Consider the following 14,672-nt stretch of genomic DNA (forward strand, 5'->3'; position numbering starts at 1 on the left):
GAGTCCCCGCCATGGCACTGATCCACACCCCTGCTGGCGCCATCTTCTCGGCGCGGCCCCTGGCGGCCGCGCTGGGCGAGGCGAGCTCGTACACCTTGGTGCGCGATCCCGATCTGCAGATCTTCCGCCTGGTGCTGCAGGCCGGCCAGCGTCTGCACAGCCACCAGGTGCCCGAGCGCATGGTGATCCAGTGCATCGAAGGTCGCTTCGTCTTCGAGACCATGGGCCGCCAGCTGGCCATGGCGCCTGGTGACTTCTGCCATATCGCCGCGGGCGAGCCCCACGCTGTGCATGCCCAGGAGGCCGCATCTGCCCTGGTCATGCTTTTCGCACCGACCCCCACACCAACCCCCACGGAGAACCCAACATGAAGGTTCGCGCACAAATCGGCATGGTCCTGAACCTGGACAAATGCATCGGCTGCCATACCTGCAGCGTCACCTGCAAGAACGTCTGGACCAACCGCCCCGGCGTCGAGTACGCCTGGTTCAACAACGTCGAGACCAAACCGGGCATCGGCTACCCCAAGGAATGGGAAAACCAGGACCGCTGGAACGGCGGCTGGGTCCGCAAGGCCGATGGATCCATCGCGCCACGCCAGGGCGGCAAATGGCAGCTGTTGATGAAGATCTTTGCCAACCCCAACCTGCCCGAGATCGACGACTACTACGAGCCCTTTACCTTCGACTACGAGCACCTGCAAACCGCCAAGGAGATGAAGGCCGCGCCCACGGCCCGGCCGCGCAGCCTGATCACCGGCCAGCGCATGGACAAGATCGTCTGGGGCCCAAACTGGGAAGAGATCCTGGGTGGCGAGTTCAGCAAGCGCAGCAAGGATGTGAACTTTGACGAGGTGCAAAAGGACATCTACGGCCAGTTCGAGAACACCTTCATGATGTACCTGCCGCGCCTGTGCGAGCACTGCCTCAACCCCGCCTGCGTGGCCAGCTGCCCCAGCGGCTCGATCTACAAGCGCGAGGAAGACGGCATTGTGCTGATCGACCAGGACAAGTGCCGTGGCTGGCGCATGTGCGTCTCGGGCTGCCCCTACAAGAAGATCTACTACAACTGGAAAAGCGGCAAGGCCGAGAAGTGCATCTTCTGCTACCCACGCATCGAAGCGGGCCAGCCCACGGTCTGCTCCGAAACCTGCGTTGGCCGCATCCGCTATCTGGGCGTGCTGCTGTATGACGCAGACCGCATCGAAGAAGCGGCCAGCATCACCCAGGACAGGGACCTGTACCAGGCCCAGCTCGACATCTTCCTCGACCCCAACGACCCGGCGGTGATCGCCCAGGCGCGGGCCGATGGCATCCCCGAGGCCTGGCTGATCGCAGCCCGCAACAGCCCCGTCTACAAGATGGCGGTGGACTGGCAGGTGGCCCTGCCGCTGCACCCCGAGTACCGCACCTTGCCGATGGTCTGGTATGTGCCGCCGCTGTCGCCCATCACCGCCGCCGCCCAGGCCGGCCATGTGAGCGCCAACGGCGAGCTGCCCGATGTGAACCAGTTGCGCATCCCCGTCAAGTACCTGGCCAACCTGCTCACCGCAGGCGACACGGTGCCGGTGGTGCGTGCGCTGGAGCGCATGCTGGCCATGCGCGCCTACCAGCGCGGCAAGCATGTCGATGGCGTGCCTAACGAGGCCGCTCTGCAGCAGGCCGAGCTGACGGTGGCCGAGGCCGAGGAGATGTACCGGATCATGGCCATTGCCAATTACGAGGACCGCTTTGTGATCCCCACCACGCACCGCGAATACGCCGAGAACGCCTTCAATGTGCGCGGCGGCTGCGGCTTCTCGTTTGGCAACGGTTGCAGCGAAGGCGTGACCGACACCAGCCTGTTCGGCAGCGAGAAAAAACGCACCATCCCGATCCAGGCCAGCCTGTGAGGAGAGACAACATGAAAGACAGCATCAGCTTTAGCTTGCGCGCACTGGCCCACCTGCTGCGCTACCCCGACGCCGACATGCGCGGCCACCTGGTCGACATCCACACGGCACTCAACGCCGAGAACGCCTTGGGCCATGTGCGCCGCAGCGAGCTGGACGCATTGATGGACCGCCTGCTGGCCGAAGGCATGGATGCCGAAGCCATCTATGTGGACCTGTTTGACCGGGGCCGTGGCACCGCGCTGCACCTGTTCGAGCATGTGCATGGCGACTCGCGCGACCGGGGCCCGGCGATGGTGGACCTGGTCCAGACCTATGAGCAGGCTGGCCTGCTGCTCGACCCTGCCGAGCTGCCCGACCACATGACGGTGCTGCTGGAGTTCGCCTCCACCCAGCCGACCTTGGAGGCGCGCGCCTTTATCGGTGAGTTTGCGCACATCCTGCAATCCATCGCCGCTGCACTGAGCCGCCGGCACAGCGACTACGCCGCCGTCGTGTCGGCCGTGCTCGATCTGGCCGGCCAGCCGGTGGTGGCCGACCCCCCCGCTGCACCGCTGCCCGCCGACGAGCCGCTGGACGCAAGCTGGGAAGAGCCCGCCGCCTTTGGCGGCTGCAACAGCCAGGGCCAGGCTGCGCCGGGCAGTGCCCAACCCATCCACATCACACGGCGCCAGCCACCCGCTGGCGCGGCCCGCTGAACCCCGAGGAGACCGCCATGCCCATTGCATTGCACAACTTCCTGTTTAACGTCTATCCCTACATCTGCCTGGCCGTCTTTCTGATGGGCAGCCTGGCGCGCTTTGACCGCGACCAGTACACCTGGAAGAGCGACTCCTCGCAGATGCTGCGCGCCGGCCAGCTGCGCTGGGGCAGCAACCTGTTCCATATCGGCATTCTGTTCCTGCTGTTCGGCCACACGGTGGGCCTGCTCACACCGCATTTCATGTATGAGTGGCTGATCACCGCACCGCAAAAGCAGATGCTGGCCATCATCTCCGGCGGCACCGCCGGCCTGGTCTGCTTTATCGGCCTGAGCCTGCTGCTGCACCGCCGCATTGCCGATCCCCGCATCCGCCGCACCAGCCACCGCACTGACCTGGCCATCCTCATCATCCTGTGGGTGCAGCTGGTGCTGGGCCTGGCTACCTTGCCCGCCTCGTTCTCGCACCGGGTCGATGCCCATGCGATGCTGGTGCTGGCCGACTGGGCCCAGCGCATCGTCACCTTCCGCCCCGACGCGGCAGGCCTGGTGGGGCTGGACTGGCAGTTCAAGGTGCACATGGTGCTGGGCATGACGATCTTCCTGCTCTTCCCCTTCAGCCGCCTGGTGCATGTCTGGAGCGGGCTGGCCTCGGTCGCCTACCTGGCACGCCCCTACCAGCTGGTGCGTGCGCGCCGTCTGAACCTGCCCAACAAACAGCAAGGAGGCCGCCCATGAACGCCGACCTGCACACCCCCACCGGTGGCTGCGGCAGCGCAGCCTGCAGCTGCCAGGACAGCCCCGCCGCCCCCAGCCTGCCCCGCATCGAAGCGCCACTCGGCGCACCGCGCGGTGCGCTGGCCGCTGCCCAGGTCAACGGCATTGCGCTGTGCGATGCCGACGAGCTGCTGGACCCGATGGAGCTGCGCCAGCGCGCCTGCACCGAGCTGCTGCGCCAGGCCGCCCAGGCCCAGGGCCTGCTCGCTGCTGACGACCCCGTGCCGAGCGCCGGCGCCATCAGCGAAGCGGCCGGCAGCGCCATCGAGCAGCTGCTGGACGCCGAGCTGCAACTGCCCGAGCCCGACGACAACGCCGGCCGCCGCCACTACCAGGCCCACGCAGCCCGCTACGCCCGGGGCGAGCGCGTACGGGCACGCCATGTGCTCTTCGCCGTGACGCCCGGTGTTGACATCAACGCCTTGCGCCAGCGCGCCGAGGCCTGCCTGCTGGATGTGCGCAGCGCCACTCCGCAAGAGCAGGCCACCGGCGACCGCTTTGCCGCCGCTGCCAGCGCCAGCAGCAACTGCCCCAGCGGCGCGCAGGGCGGCCAGCTGGGCTGGCTGCGCATCGAAGACTGCGCCCCCGAATTTGCCCGCGAGCTTTTCGGCCATGCCGAGGTGGGGGTGTTGCCGCGCTTGGTGCACAGCCGTTTTGGTCTGCATGTGGTGGAGGTGCAGGAGCGCGAGGCGGGCACCGTGCCGCCTTATGAGCAGGTGCGGGCCGCTGTGTTGCAGCAGTTGCGGCAGCAGAGTTTTGCGACGGGGTTGTCGCAGTATTTGCGGGTGTTGGCTGGACGGGCGCTGGTGGTGGGGGTGGATTTGGAGGGGGCGGAGACGCCTTTGGTGCAGTAGCTCTTTTGTTTGTTTGCTCTGTGCTGCAAGGCTATTGTTTTGGCAACTGTGGTTGCTTTGATGACAGAGGCCGGGAGCGTCCAAGTAAGAGATGCTGACGGACTCAGCTGCCGTTTTATCTCTATTTTTCTGTCGAAGGACAGAGGCCGGATTTCGTCCGGCGGCCGACTCACTTTTCTTGCTCGCACAAGAAAAGTAAGCAAAAGAAGTGCGCCCCTGCTGTCTGCGACCCCTTCGCTGCGCTGCGGGGCAACCTGTGCTGAGACGTTTGCGGGCTGCGCCGTGGAACTCACTACGCGCTAAAGCGCTCCGTTCAAACAGCCACGGCGAGTCAGTTCACGAAGCATGCGCGCTGTGGCGCGCATGCCAGCCCGCAAACGCCCCACCACAGGCGCATACAGAAGGGGGTGTAGTCCTCTCCCATGCCGAGCGCAGCGATGGCATTGCGGCTGCTGGACCCGTCTTCCCCCTTCTAGCCGTGCCGAGAAGCACAGACCCAGGGGTGGGCGTGTGCCGAAGGACACACGCTTCGTGAACATACTTGCCGCATCTGTTTGAACGGAGCGCTTTAGCGCGTAGTGAGTTATGCGGCACGCCCCTGAGTCGAGCATCGCAGGTTGCCCCAGTGCCGCAGGCACTGGGGACACGGATAGCAGGGGCGTGTTTCTTTGCTTACTTTCTTGCACGAGCAAGAAAGTGAGTCGCCTGCCGGGCGAAAACCGGCCTCAGGCCTGAAGGCCAAAGCAGGAGCCTGCATGGCTAAGAGCGATGGAATGCCGACCATCGCACGGTATTGCCGAGTTAATGGAGAAGCGTTGGCCACAGTGTCTGGTTTCTACTTCTTCTTTTGTTGAAGGACAGCAGGGGAAGAGGGGGCCAGCAGCCCCAAGCTGTCATCGCTGCGCTCGGCATCGGGGGCATTCCCCCTTCTGTATGCGCCTGTGGTGGGGCGTTTGCGGGCTGGCATGCGCGCCTAAGCGCGCATGCTTCGTGGACTGACTCGCCGTGGCTGTCTGAACGGAGCGCTTTAGCGCGCAGTGAGTTCCACGGCGCAGCCCGCAAACGTCACGCCGCAGGTTGCCCCGTAGCGCAGCGGAGGGGTCGCAGACAGCAGGGGCGTGTTTCTTTGCTTACTTTCTTGCACGAGCAAGAAAGTGAGTCGCCTGCCGGGCGAAAACCGGCCTCCGGCCTGAAGGCCAAAGCAGGAGCCTACATGGCAAAGAGCAATGGAACGCCGACCATCACTCGGTCCCATAACCCACCCGCTGCAAGCATAAAAAAGCACACAACTCAGCGATCGGCATCAACGCCACCCGCGCCAACATCATCCTCAGCAGGCTGAGAAGCCAAAGGATCCCACTCTGCCCAATCGGGCCCAAACAACTCCACCGGATGCGCCGACCGCTCCGACCCATTGCCGCAAGCCATCGACGACGCAGCGCAATAACGGTCACACCCCCAGCAAGTCCGCTCAGGATGCGCAGGATGGATAGGAAAACGTTTGGCCATAAGCAGCTAACAGGGCAAAGATGTAGCGGTACCGCACCACTGTGCGCCTGTGCCAGGCCGCAGGATTTGACCTGGATCATGGTTGGCGTACACCGCAACGCACAGCCAGCGATGGGCAGCGAAAATGGAGGCTGTGACACAGCTCCTGAACACCCCACCCACAGCAGGCTTTGACGAGCCGTTTGGCATGCTGCAGGCCTGCCATGGCCGGGTGGCGCGTAGCCTGGATCTGTTGGGTCGGCTGGGTGCTTACTTGGCTGAGCAGGGCGGCGACGATACGCAGGGCCAGGCGCGCGATGCGGCGGCCGATGTGCAGCGCTACTTTGACCTGGCTGCGCCCTTGCACCACCAGGATGAAGAGCTGCATGTGCTGCCCGCGTTGCGGGCTGCTGGGCAGCGGGCGCTGGCAGACCAGCTGCAGGCCGAACACCGGCAGATGGAGGCGCTGTGGCCGGCGATTCGGGCAGATCTGCAGGCGGTGCAAGCTGGGCATGCCCCGGCGGGCACCGCGCTGGTGGCGGCACGGGGCCGCTGGGCGGATTTTGCAGCGGTGTATACGCGCCATATCGCCGCAGAAGAGACGCAGGCCTATCCCAGCGCACAAACGACGTTGGAGCCACCCGTGCAGGCGGCTATGGGGCGCGAGATGGCGCAGCGGCGCGGTGTGCGTTACCCAGAGGTGGGGCCATGAAGGCGGAGCAACAGCACGCACGGCAGCGGCCTCTGGCCGTCAAGATCGGTGCCATTGGCTGCGCGCTGCTGCTGATGGCGCTGGTCGCGATTGGGCTGACCTTGCGGCTGACCTGGTCGCTTGAAGGCGGCGCTGCGGCCGTGAACGAAGCGGGGCGCCTGCGCATGCAGACCTGGCAGCTGGCACAGGCCTTGCCGGAGGCGAGCTCGCAGCGGCTGGCCCTGCTGATCGGCCAGCTCGATGCCAGCCTGGCCTTGCTGGAAAAAGGCGATGCCGCCCGGCCGCTGTCCGTGCCGCGCGATGCGGCCTCGCGTGCGGCCTTGGCAGCCGTGCAGCAGCGCTGGCAGCGGGTGCGTGGGGCCTGGCAGCAACCGATGCGCGGCAACCATGCGGTGCAGGCCGAGGTTACGGCCCAGCAGGCGCAGAGCTTTGTGGGCGAGGTGGACCATCTGGTAGGCCGTATCGAGCAGCAGCTCGCGCGCTGGACGACCTGGCTCAACACGGCCCAGTTCGTGATGATGGCGCTGGCCATTGCCGCCGCGTTGGCGCTGATGTATGCGGCGCAGCTGCTGGTGTTTGGGCCACTGGCGCGGCTGCAGACAGCCCTGGCTCAGGTGGAGGCGGGCGACCTGTCGGTGCGGGTGCCAGCCGATGGTGGCGATGAGTTTGGCGCGGTGGCCCGGGGCTTCAACCGCATGGCCCTGCGTCTGCAGGATCTGTATGCCAGCCTGGAGCGCCGCGTGCAGCAAAAGACCGAACACCTGCAGGCCGAGCGTGCCCGTTTGGCGGTGCTCTATGACGGTGCCGCGCTGGTGGCGCGGGCCGATTCGCTGCCGGTGCTGGCCCAGGGCTTTGCGGCCCAGATGCGCAAGACCGCGCAGGCCGATGCGGTGGCGCTGCGCTGGTCGGATGAGGACAACCGCCGCTATGTGCTGCTTGCCTCTGAAGGGCTGCCCGAGGAGATGGTGGATGCCGAGCACTGCGTGCCCACCGGTGACTGCTTTTGCGGCCAGCCCCAGGCCCAGGCGCAGACCCAGCTGGTGGCGTTGCAGGACTGGCGCAGCGGCGTGCCTGCAGGGGCCAGCCGTGTGGATGCCGGGCAGTGCCGGCGGGCGGGCTTTGTCAGCGTGCTGAGCGTGCCGGTGCGGCTGCATGAGCGCATGGTGGGCGAGGTGGACCTGTTCTTTCGCCATGCGACCATGTTGGCGCCCGATGACCGTGCATTGCTCGATGCGCTGGCGAGCCACCTGGCCGGTGGCATGGAGGGTCTGCGCGCCGATGCCTTGCAGCGCGAGGCGGCGGTGGCCGATGAGCGCGGCCTGCTGGCGCGTGAGCTGCATGACTCCATCGCGCAGAGCCTGGCATTTTTGAAGATACAGGCGGGGCTGTTGCGCCGCGATATAGCGCGGGTGCCGGCCGAAGGCGCCCGCGTGCAGGCAACCCTGGCTGAGCTGGATACCGGCATCCGCGAGAGCCTGTCCGACGTGCGTGAGCTGCTGCTGCACTTTCGCACCCGCACTAATGCCGAGGACATCGTGCCTGCGCTGCGCACCACCTTGACCAAGTTCGAGCACCAGACCGGTTTGCCCGCGCATCTGCAGATCGCCGGCGAAGGCATGGCGCTGCCGCCCGATGTACAGGTGCAGGTGCTGCATGTGGTGCAGGAGGCGCTGTCCAATGTGCGCAAGCATGCGCAGGCCAGCCAGGTGTGGGTGGAGGTGGAGCAAGGCCCACAGTGGGCGGTGGAGGTGCGCGACGATGGCCAGGGCATGGCGCAGGCCGCTCCGGCGCTGGATGAAACCCATGTGGGTCTGCGCATCATGCGCGAGCGCGCGGCAGGCATTGGTGCCCGCTTGGAGATCGAATCCGTTGCGGGCGCGGGCACTTGTGTGCGCTTGAGCCTGCCACCGTTGCAGCCCGCGGCCGCTGCACCGCTTACGCTCAGGAGCCCCGCATGAATGCTGCACCAACGCCTACCCTTGCTGTTGCACCGATTCGGCTGCTCGTCGTGGACGACCACCCGCTTTTCCGGCGTGGCGTGATCGCGCTACTGGCCGCCCAGCCGCAGTTGCAGGTGGTGGCAGAAGCGGGCGATGCCGGTGAGGCGCTGCGCCATGCCGCGCAGCTGCAGCCCGATGTGGTGCTGCTGGACCACCATATGCCGGGCGTGAGCGGTGTAGACCTGCTGCCCGGCCTGCGCGACGCCGCGCCCGCTGCGCGGGTGCTGATGCTTACCGCCAGTGAAGATGCGGACACCTTGGCGCTGGCGTTGCAGCGTGGCGCCCATGGCTATCTGCTGAAGACGGCGGACAGTGAGGTGCTGGTGGCCGCCATCGAGCGCGCCTTGCGCGGCCAATCGACGGTGAGCATGGAGATGACGGACAAGCTGGTGAACGCCTTGCAAACCCGGCCAGCGGAGCCGGCTGCGGCACCCGCCGCGGTGCCCGAGCCGGCCGACCCGTTGGAGCAGCTGTCGCCGCGCGAGCTGGAGATCCTGCGCGAGATCGCCGCCGGTGCCAGCAACAAGGAGATCGCGCGCAGCCTGGCCATTGCCGAGACCACGGTGAAGATCCATGTGCAGCACATTCTGCGCAAGCTGGGTCTTTCATCGCGGGTGCAGGCCGCCGTGCTGCTGACCGAAGGACGCGGTCGTACAGGGGCCTGATCAAGCGCCCCGGTGGCGCTCCAGCAGCAGGGCCAGGGTGTGCCAGGCCGCCGGTTGCTCGGCCATCGCTACCGAGATGCGCAGCAAGGTCGACGGCGCCTGGCGCGGCGAGAACAGCACCCCGGGCGCCAGCAGCAAGCCGTGCTCGCTGGCCTGGCGCGCCAGCAGTTCCGAATCCATGCCGCAGTCCACCCAGGCGAAGGTGCCGGCGACCGGCTCATGCACGGCGTGGCAGCCCAGCGCTTCAAGCTGGCGCAGGCAACGGTGGCGGGCCTTGTCCACCCGCTCGCGCAGCCGGTCCACATGCTTGCGGTAGCTGCCATCGGCCAGGATGCGGTGCACGATCTGCTCGCTGGGCAGGGCGGAGGTGAGGCCGCCCAGCAGCTTCAGATCGGTCAGCTGGTGGATGAACTCCGGCCGCGCCGCCACATAGCCCACGCGCAAGCCGCCTGACAGCGTTTTGGAATAGCCGCCCACCAGCAGCACGCGCTGCAGCCGGTCCATGGCGGCCAGGCGCAAGGGCATATTGCCCAGGTACTCGGAATAGGTGTCGTCCTCGACCAGCAAAAAATCATACCGCTCGGCAATGCGCAGCACCTCATGGGCCACACCGGCCGACAGGCTGAGCCCGGTGGGGTTGTGCACAGCGGTGTTCAGGATGAAGAGCTTGGGCTGGTGCTGCGCGGCCAGTGCCTGCAGCGCCTGCACATCGGGGCCGCCGGGTAGGCGCGGCACCCCCACCACATTCACCCCCATGGTGTTGAGGCGGCCAAAGATCAGGAACCAGCCCGGGTCCTCCACCAGCACGGTGTCGCCCGGCTGCAGAAAGCAGCGCACGATCAGGTCCAGCCCCTGGGTGACGCCGCTCACCGTCATCAGCTGGGTCTCGGGGTGGGCGGGTACTTCCTGCGCCTGCAAGGTCGACGCGATCTGGCGGCGCAGCGGCGCCAGGCCCTGGGGCAGGCCATAGCCCAGCAGGCTGCGTTCTGCCCGCACACCCTGCTTCAGGATGGCGCGCAGCGCGCCGCTGATCAGGCCCTCGTCCATCCAGCTGGCCGGCAGACAACCGGCGCTGCCGGTGTGGCCGGAGCCATCGGCATCCTCGCGGAAGATGCCGCGCAGCAGGTAGGCGGTGTCAAAGGCCGCGCCCTGGGCCAGGCTGGCGGCAGGCGCTGCGGCTGCCTCGGCCAGCGCGCGCTGGGCACAGACAAAAAAGCCCGCGCCTCGGCGCGATTGCACCAGGCCCTGGGCCGCCAGCCGGTCATAGGCCTGCACAACGGTGTCGCGGCTCACCCCTGCCTGCTCGGCCAGCGCCCGCACCGATGGCAGGCGCATGCCAGCGCGCAGCCCGTGGTTGCGGATGCGGTCGCTGAAATGCGCCACCAGCTGCTCGACCAGGGAGGCGCTGCCGGTGCGCACCGGCTGCCATCCCCAGGCGGCCGCTGCCAGCGGAGGGGCGCCGAGGCCGGAGGCAGTGGTATCGGCAATATCGGCAGCGGGCGAAAGTGTCTGGGTCATAAGAGCAGGCCAATTCTTGAAGTGGCCAGATAAAGTGTACCGGTACTGTACTGCATTGAGGCCTTAGCATGGCAGCAGCTTTTCTTTTCTCCATTTTTCGCACCTTGCCATGTCTGTTCTGCCCGAAACCTCCGCCTTTGTGTTGCCTCTGGCCCTGTTTGCCTTTGTCAGCTCGGTCACGCCAGGCCCCAACAATGTGATGCTGACGGCCTCGGGCGCCAGCTTTGGCTACCGCCGCACGGTGCCGCACATGCTGGGCATCAGCCTGGGGGTGGTGGCCATGCTGCTGCTGGTGGGGCTGGGCCTGGGCGTAGCCTTTGAGCGCGAGCCGCGCCTCTACACCTGGCTCAAGTACCTGGGCGCCGCCTACCTGCTGTGGCTGGCCTGGAAGATCGCCCGCTCCGGCCAGGCAGGAGCCGGGCAAGCCGGTGCGCAACCCTTTGGCTTTTGGCAGGCTGCTGCCTTCCAGTGGGTCAACCCCAAGGCCTGGATCATGGCCATCGGCATTGTGGCGACCTATACCCCGCGCGATGGCTATGCCGCCAACCTGCTGCTTGCCGCCTTGGTGCTGGGGTTGGTGAACTACCCCAGCGTCAGTGTCTGGACCTTGTTTGGCAGCGCAGTGGGCCGGGCGCTGCGCACGCCCCGGGCACTGCAGCGCTTCAACTGGTGCATGGCGGCGCTGCTGGTGCTGTCGCTGTATCCGGTGTTGGAAGGCTGATCGCTGGCCAGGCTCAGGGTTTCTGCCCGGCATGCAGTCGGGGGCCCGCTGGCTACAATGGTCCTCAGCTTTTTTGGCAGCCTTTGCATTGGAGAGAACCCATGTCCAGCCCGCACACCGACGCCGATACCGAACACCCACCGATGGATACCGTGGAAGCCATTGTTCCGCTGATGCCGGTGGTGCTGCCCGTGGTGGGAGCGCTGATGATGTTCCTGCTGGCCTTTATTGCCGTGCACATGGCCTGAGCGCTGCGCGCAAAGAGCGCAAGCCCCTGTTACTGAACCCGCCGCTGGCGGGTTTTTTGTTGCCTGCTGCTGGCTGGCCATGGCTGGCGTGGCCCCGCGCCACCTGCGCGACAGGCGCTTTGCCAAAGAAACCGGTATCAATACAGTTATGCATTTTGTCATGCATCAAATGCATAGATGTGGCAACTGAAAATCACCGTTTTGGGGGCCGACTGCTAAAATCGCCGATCCAGCGTAGGCATTTTTGCGCACAGGCATTGCGCCTTGTCCGACGCTGTGGAGACGGTTTTTCAAAAATGGGTTGCTGTCGGCCAAGGAGCTTGTCGCAGCGGTTTTTGATGAACCGTTTACAACTTTGAAAGCCTTCCCATGAACGCAAACATCCAGGCCGGTGTCGCCATTCAGGCCCCCGACTACGTCAAGAACCCCAAGCTCATCGCCTGGGTGGCCGATATGGCCGCACTGTGCAAGCCCGATTCCGTCTACTGGTGCGATGGCAGCCAGGAAGAATACGACCGCCTCTGCCAGCAACTGGTCGATGCCGGCACCTTCAAGAAGCTCAACCCCGCCAAGCGCCCTGGCAGCTTTCTGGCCTGGTCCGATCCATCGGACGTGGCACGTGTCGAAGACCGCACCTACATCTGCTCGGCCAAGAAAGAGGACGCCGGCCCCACCAACAACTGGATGGAACCTGCCGAGATGCGTTCGACTCTACAGCCGCTGTTTGACGGTTGTATGAAGGGCCGCACCATGTATGTGGTGCCGTTCTCGATGGGTCCGCTGGGCTCGCCGATTGCCCACGTGGGCATCGAGCTGTCCGACAGCGCCTATGTCGCCGTCAACATGAAGATCATGACCCGCATGGGCCGTGCCGTGTACGACGTGATCGGCAGCGATGGTGCCTTTGTGCCCTGCGTGCACACCATCGGCGCGCCCCTGCAAGCCGGTGAAAAGGACACCACCAGCTGGCCTTGCAACAAGACCAAGTACATCGTGCACTACCCTGAGACGCGCGAAATCTGGTCCTATGGTTCGGGCTACGGCGGCAATGCGCTGCTGGGCAAGAAGTGTTTTGCACTGCGCATCGCTTCGACCATGGGCCGCGACCAGGGTTGGCTGGCCGAGCATATGCTGATTCTGGGCGTGCAAAACCCCCAGGGCAAAAAGTACCATGTGGCAGCCGCTTTCCCCAGCGCCTGCGGCAAGACCAATTTCTCGATGCTGGTGCCGCCCACCGGCTTCGAAGGCTGGAAAGTCACCACCATCGGTGACGACATTGCCTGGATCAAGCCCCAGGCTGACGGATCGCTGCGCGCGATCAACCCCGAAGCCGGCTACTTTGGCGTTGCCCCAGGCACCAACTACCACACCAACCCCAACTGCATGGCCAGTTTGGACAAGAACGTGATCTTCACCAACGTCGCGCTGACCGATGACGGCGATGTGTGGTGGGAAGGCATGGAAAAGGACAGCGGCCAACTGCCAGACCACCTGATCGACTGGCAAGGCAAGGACTGGACGCCCCAGATCGCCAAGGAAACCGGCGCCAAGGCCGCCCACCCCAATGCCCGCTTCACCGTGGCTGCCACCAACAACCCGGCACTGGACGAAGCCTGGGACGACCCCAAGGGCGTGAAGATCGATGCCTTCATCTTTGGTGGCCGCCGCTCGACCACGGTGCCACTGGTGACCGAAGCGCGCAACTGGAAGGAAGGCGTCTACATGGCTGCCACCATGGGCTCGGAAACCACCGCCGCCGCCTTTGGCGCGCAAGGCGTGGTGCGCCGCGATCCGTTCGCGATGCTGCCTTTCATGGGCTACAACATGAGCGACTACTTCGCCCACTGGCTGAACCTGGGTGACAAGCTCGAAGCCGCTGGCGCGCAGCTGCCCAAGATCTACACCACCAACTGGTTCCGCAAGGATGCCGCTGGCAAGTTCGTCTGGCCTGGCTACGGTGAAAACATGCGCGTGCTCAAGTGGATGCTGGACCGCCTCGAAGGCCAGGTGCAGGGCACGCAGACCGCCTTTGGCGTGGCTCCGCAGTACGCCGAGATCAACTGGACCGGCCTGGACTTCAATGCCGAGCAGTTCAAGACCGTCACCAATATCGACACCGCCGTCTGGACCGAAGAGCTGGCATCGCACCAGGCCCATTTCGACCACCTGGCCCAGCGCCTGCCCCAGGCGCTGCTGGACATCAAGGCCGATCTGGAAAAGCGCCTGACCGCTGCTTGATCGGACGCTGGCTAGGTCGCTGGTAGCCCCGCTGCCAGTGGCTGGGATAGCGAAACACAGCAAAACCCCGCATGTTTTAGGCATGCGGGGTTTTGTTTTGGGTGCTTAGCTTGTTGTGAACGCGCTTGGACTCAGGGTCAGTGCATCGACAGAACTGTGGTTTGTTGCATACAGCCAGCTCGCTGCGGGGCGGAAAAGCGCTTGCCAAGCATCCTCCAAGCACCTGCTGCTTGCGCTGGCTGAGGTGTTTCGCAATCCCAAACCACTGATCCGCTTTGGATGAGGTGCAGCCATCAACGACAAAAAAGCCACGGCATGCCGTGGCTTTTGAAAAAGCAGATCGTGGCTGCCGGCGCTGGGGCTCTGGAGGAACCCCGGCGTTGATCAGTAGTTCTTGTGGTAGAACGAAACCGCTGCGTCGCTCATGGCGCGGTTCAGGTCAGCCATCACGCGGCTGTCTTGCAGGGCCACTTGCCAGGTCTTGTCGTCTTCCATGGCGCGGCGGTGGCCTTCGTCCCAGCTGCGGCGAGCGGCGCGCAGGCTGCTGCTCAGGTTGCGGGCAGGGGCAGCCAGCAGGGCGATGGCGACAAAGGCGACAGCCCACAGCAGGGCCCAGCCAGCGATCCAGTGGCTACCGCCGGCGACGGAGTCCACCAGGCGGGTAGCAACCACCAGCACGGCGGAAACCAGGGCGGCCAGCATCAGCGATGCGCCAACACCCTTGGTGCCGAAGGTGGTCTTGAGATGTTCAGCAGCACGTTCCACACGCAGAACGCCCGTGTGCTCGGTAGCCATGTCAGTGTGTACAAAACTGTTGGTCATGATGGATGTCTTTGGTATTAATGCTTCTTTGAAGCGAT

14 protein-coding genes are annotated in these 14,672 nt (G+C 65.3%); 11 read left to right on the top strand and 3 right to left on the bottom strand.

The annotated features are described in order from the left end of the window. Positions 1-11: 11 nt before the first annotated feature. From EDF71_RS11700 to EDF71_RS11720, 5 genes are read left to right on the top strand one after another with little or no spacing between them, the layout of a single operon-like run. Positions 12-371 carry a cupin domain-containing protein gene (locus tag EDF71_RS11700; RefSeq protein WP_166656521.1) on the top strand — a complete coding sequence of 120 codons (360 nt, stop codon included), beginning with the start codon at positions 12-14 and terminating at the stop codon, positions 369-371. Next, positions 368-1,891 carry a nitrate reductase subunit beta gene (gene narH / locus EDF71_RS11705; protein ID WP_133856759.1) on the top strand — a complete coding sequence of 508 codons (1,524 nt, stop codon included), beginning with the start codon at positions 368-370 and terminating at the stop codon, positions 1,889-1,891. The genes EDF71_RS11700 and narH overlap by 4 nt, the downstream gene beginning before the upstream one ends. Positions 1,892-1,902: 11 nt before the next feature. Continuing rightward, positions 1,903-2,589, top strand: a complete 687-nt coding sequence (gene narJ / locus EDF71_RS11710) for a nitrate reductase molybdenum cofactor assembly chaperone (protein ID WP_208301036.1) — start codon at positions 1,903-1,905, stop codon at positions 2,587-2,589. 17 nt (positions 2,590-2,606) lie between these two features. Then, positions 2,607-3,329 (top strand): respiratory nitrate reductase subunit gamma, encoded by a 723-nt coding sequence (gene narI, locus EDF71_RS11715; RefSeq protein ID WP_133856760.1) that lies wholly within the window; start codon positions 2,607-2,609, stop codon positions 3,327-3,329. Further along, positions 3,326-4,222, top strand: a complete 897-nt coding sequence (locus tag EDF71_RS11720) for a peptidylprolyl isomerase (RefSeq protein ID WP_133856761.1) — start codon at positions 3,326-3,328, stop codon at positions 4,220-4,222. The genes narI and EDF71_RS11720 overlap by 4 nt, the downstream gene beginning before the upstream one ends. A gap of 1,290 nt (positions 4,223-5,512) precedes the next feature. On the opposite strand, the gene EDF71_RS11725 is transcribed toward EDF71_RS11720, so the two are convergent. Beyond that, a complete protein-coding gene (locus tag EDF71_RS11725; RefSeq protein WP_133856762.1) occupies positions 5,513-5,731 on the bottom strand; it encodes a DUF3079 domain-containing protein in 219 nt (72 codons plus the stop codon). Positions 5,732-5,864: 133 nt separating this feature from the next. Between EDF71_RS11725 and EDF71_RS11730 the strand changes: the two genes are divergently transcribed. The 3 genes from EDF71_RS11730 to EDF71_RS11740 are packed head-to-tail and all read left to right on the top strand — an operon-like array spanning position 5,865 to position 9,087. Further along, a complete protein-coding gene (locus tag EDF71_RS11730; protein WP_243854272.1) occupies positions 5,865-6,422 on the top strand; it encodes a hemerythrin domain-containing protein in 558 nt (185 codons plus the stop codon). Beyond that, entirely contained in the window at positions 6,419-8,380 is a 1,962-nt protein-coding gene (locus EDF71_RS11735; RefSeq protein ID WP_133856764.1) for a type IV pili methyl-accepting chemotaxis transducer N-terminal domain-containing protein, read from the top strand. The genes EDF71_RS11730 and EDF71_RS11735 overlap by 4 nt, the downstream gene beginning before the upstream one ends. After that, positions 8,377-9,087 (top strand): response regulator, encoded by a 711-nt coding sequence (locus tag EDF71_RS11740; protein WP_133856765.1) that lies wholly within the window; start codon positions 8,377-8,379, stop codon positions 9,085-9,087. The genes EDF71_RS11735 and EDF71_RS11740 overlap by 4 nt, the downstream gene beginning before the upstream one ends. On the opposite strand, the gene EDF71_RS11745 is transcribed toward EDF71_RS11740, so the two are convergent. Beyond that, positions 9,088-10,605, bottom strand: coding sequence for a PLP-dependent aminotransferase family protein (locus EDF71_RS11745; RefSeq protein WP_133856766.1), 1,518 nt, complete (start codon positions 10,603-10,605; stop codon positions 9,088-9,090). Between the two features lie 109 nt (positions 10,606-10,714). On the opposite strand from EDF71_RS11745, the gene EDF71_RS11750 reads away from it, so the two are divergent. The 3 genes from EDF71_RS11750 to EDF71_RS11755 all read left to right on the top strand — a co-directional run bounded on the left by EDF71_RS11750 (position 10,715) and on the right by EDF71_RS11755 (position 13,812). Beyond that, positions 10,715-11,326: a LysE family translocator gene (locus EDF71_RS11750; RefSeq protein ID WP_133856767.1), complete on the top strand. Its 612-nt coding sequence runs from the start codon at positions 10,715-10,717 to the stop codon at positions 11,324-11,326. Positions 11,327-11,427: 101 nt separating this feature from the next. Next, on the top strand, positions 11,428-11,574 hold the full coding sequence (locus EDF71_RS25025; RefSeq protein ID WP_166656522.1) for a hypothetical protein: 147 nt from the start codon (positions 11,428-11,430) through the stop codon (positions 11,572-11,574). Positions 11,575-11,943: 369 nt separating this feature from the next. Further along, positions 11,944-13,812 carry a phosphoenolpyruvate carboxykinase (GTP) gene (locus EDF71_RS11755; protein ID WP_133856768.1) on the top strand — a complete coding sequence of 623 codons (1,869 nt, stop codon included), beginning with the start codon at positions 11,944-11,946 and terminating at the stop codon, positions 13,810-13,812. 384 nt (positions 13,813-14,196) lie between these two features. On the opposite strand, the gene EDF71_RS11760 is transcribed toward EDF71_RS11755, so the two are convergent. After that, the gene (locus EDF71_RS11760) at positions 14,197-14,634 is read right to left on the bottom strand and encodes a hypothetical protein (protein ID WP_133856769.1); all 438 of its coding nucleotides are present in this window, start codon (positions 14,632-14,634) and stop codon (positions 14,197-14,199) included. Positions 14,635-14,672 lie beyond the last annotated feature (38 nt).

The sequence above is a fragment of the Comamonas sp. JUb58 genome (assembly GCF_004364775.1).
Lineage (GTDB): Bacteria > Pseudomonadota > Gammaproteobacteria > Burkholderiales > Burkholderiaceae_C > Comamonas.

What these genes read in the sequence shown, in the direction of transcription:
- EDF71_RS11700 (WP_166656521.1), top strand. Translation starts at nt 12, where the DNA reads ATGGCACTGATCCACACCCCTGCTGGCGCCATCTTCTCGGCGCGGCCC.
- narH (WP_133856759.1), top strand. Translation starts at nt 368, where the DNA reads ATGAAGGTTCGCGCACAAATCGGCATGGTCCTGAACCTGGACAAATGC.
- narJ (WP_208301036.1), top strand. Translation starts at nt 1,903, where the DNA reads ATGAAAGACAGCATCAGCTTTAGCTTGCGCGCACTGGCCCACCTGCTG.
- narI (WP_133856760.1), top strand. Translation starts at nt 2,607, where the DNA reads ATGCCCATTGCATTGCACAACTTCCTGTTTAACGTCTATCCCTACATC.
- EDF71_RS11720 (WP_133856761.1), top strand. Translation starts at nt 3,326, where the DNA reads ATGAACGCCGACCTGCACACCCCCACCGGTGGCTGCGGCAGCGCAGCC.
- EDF71_RS11725 (WP_133856762.1), bottom strand. Translation starts at nt 5,731, where the DNA reads ATGGCCAAACGTTTTCCTATCCATCCTGCGCATCCTGAGCGGACTTGC.
- EDF71_RS11735 (WP_133856764.1), top strand. Translation starts at nt 6,419, where the DNA reads ATGAAGGCGGAGCAACAGCACGCACGGCAGCGGCCTCTGGCCGTCAAG.
- EDF71_RS11740 (WP_133856765.1), top strand. Translation starts at nt 8,377, where the DNA reads ATGAATGCTGCACCAACGCCTACCCTTGCTGTTGCACCGATTCGGCTG.
- EDF71_RS11745 (WP_133856766.1), bottom strand. Translation starts at nt 10,605, where the DNA reads ATGACCCAGACACTTTCGCCCGCTGCCGATATTGCCGATACCACTGCC.
- EDF71_RS11750 (WP_133856767.1), top strand. Translation starts at nt 10,715, where the DNA reads ATGTCTGTTCTGCCCGAAACCTCCGCCTTTGTGTTGCCTCTGGCCCTG.
- EDF71_RS25025 (WP_166656522.1), top strand. Translation starts at nt 11,428, where the DNA reads ATGTCCAGCCCGCACACCGACGCCGATACCGAACACCCACCGATGGAT.
- EDF71_RS11755 (WP_133856768.1), top strand. Translation starts at nt 11,944, where the DNA reads ATGAACGCAAACATCCAGGCCGGTGTCGCCATTCAGGCCCCCGACTAC.
- EDF71_RS11760 (WP_133856769.1), bottom strand. Translation starts at nt 14,634, where the DNA reads ATGACCAACAGTTTTGTACACACTGACATGGCTACCGAGCACACGGGC.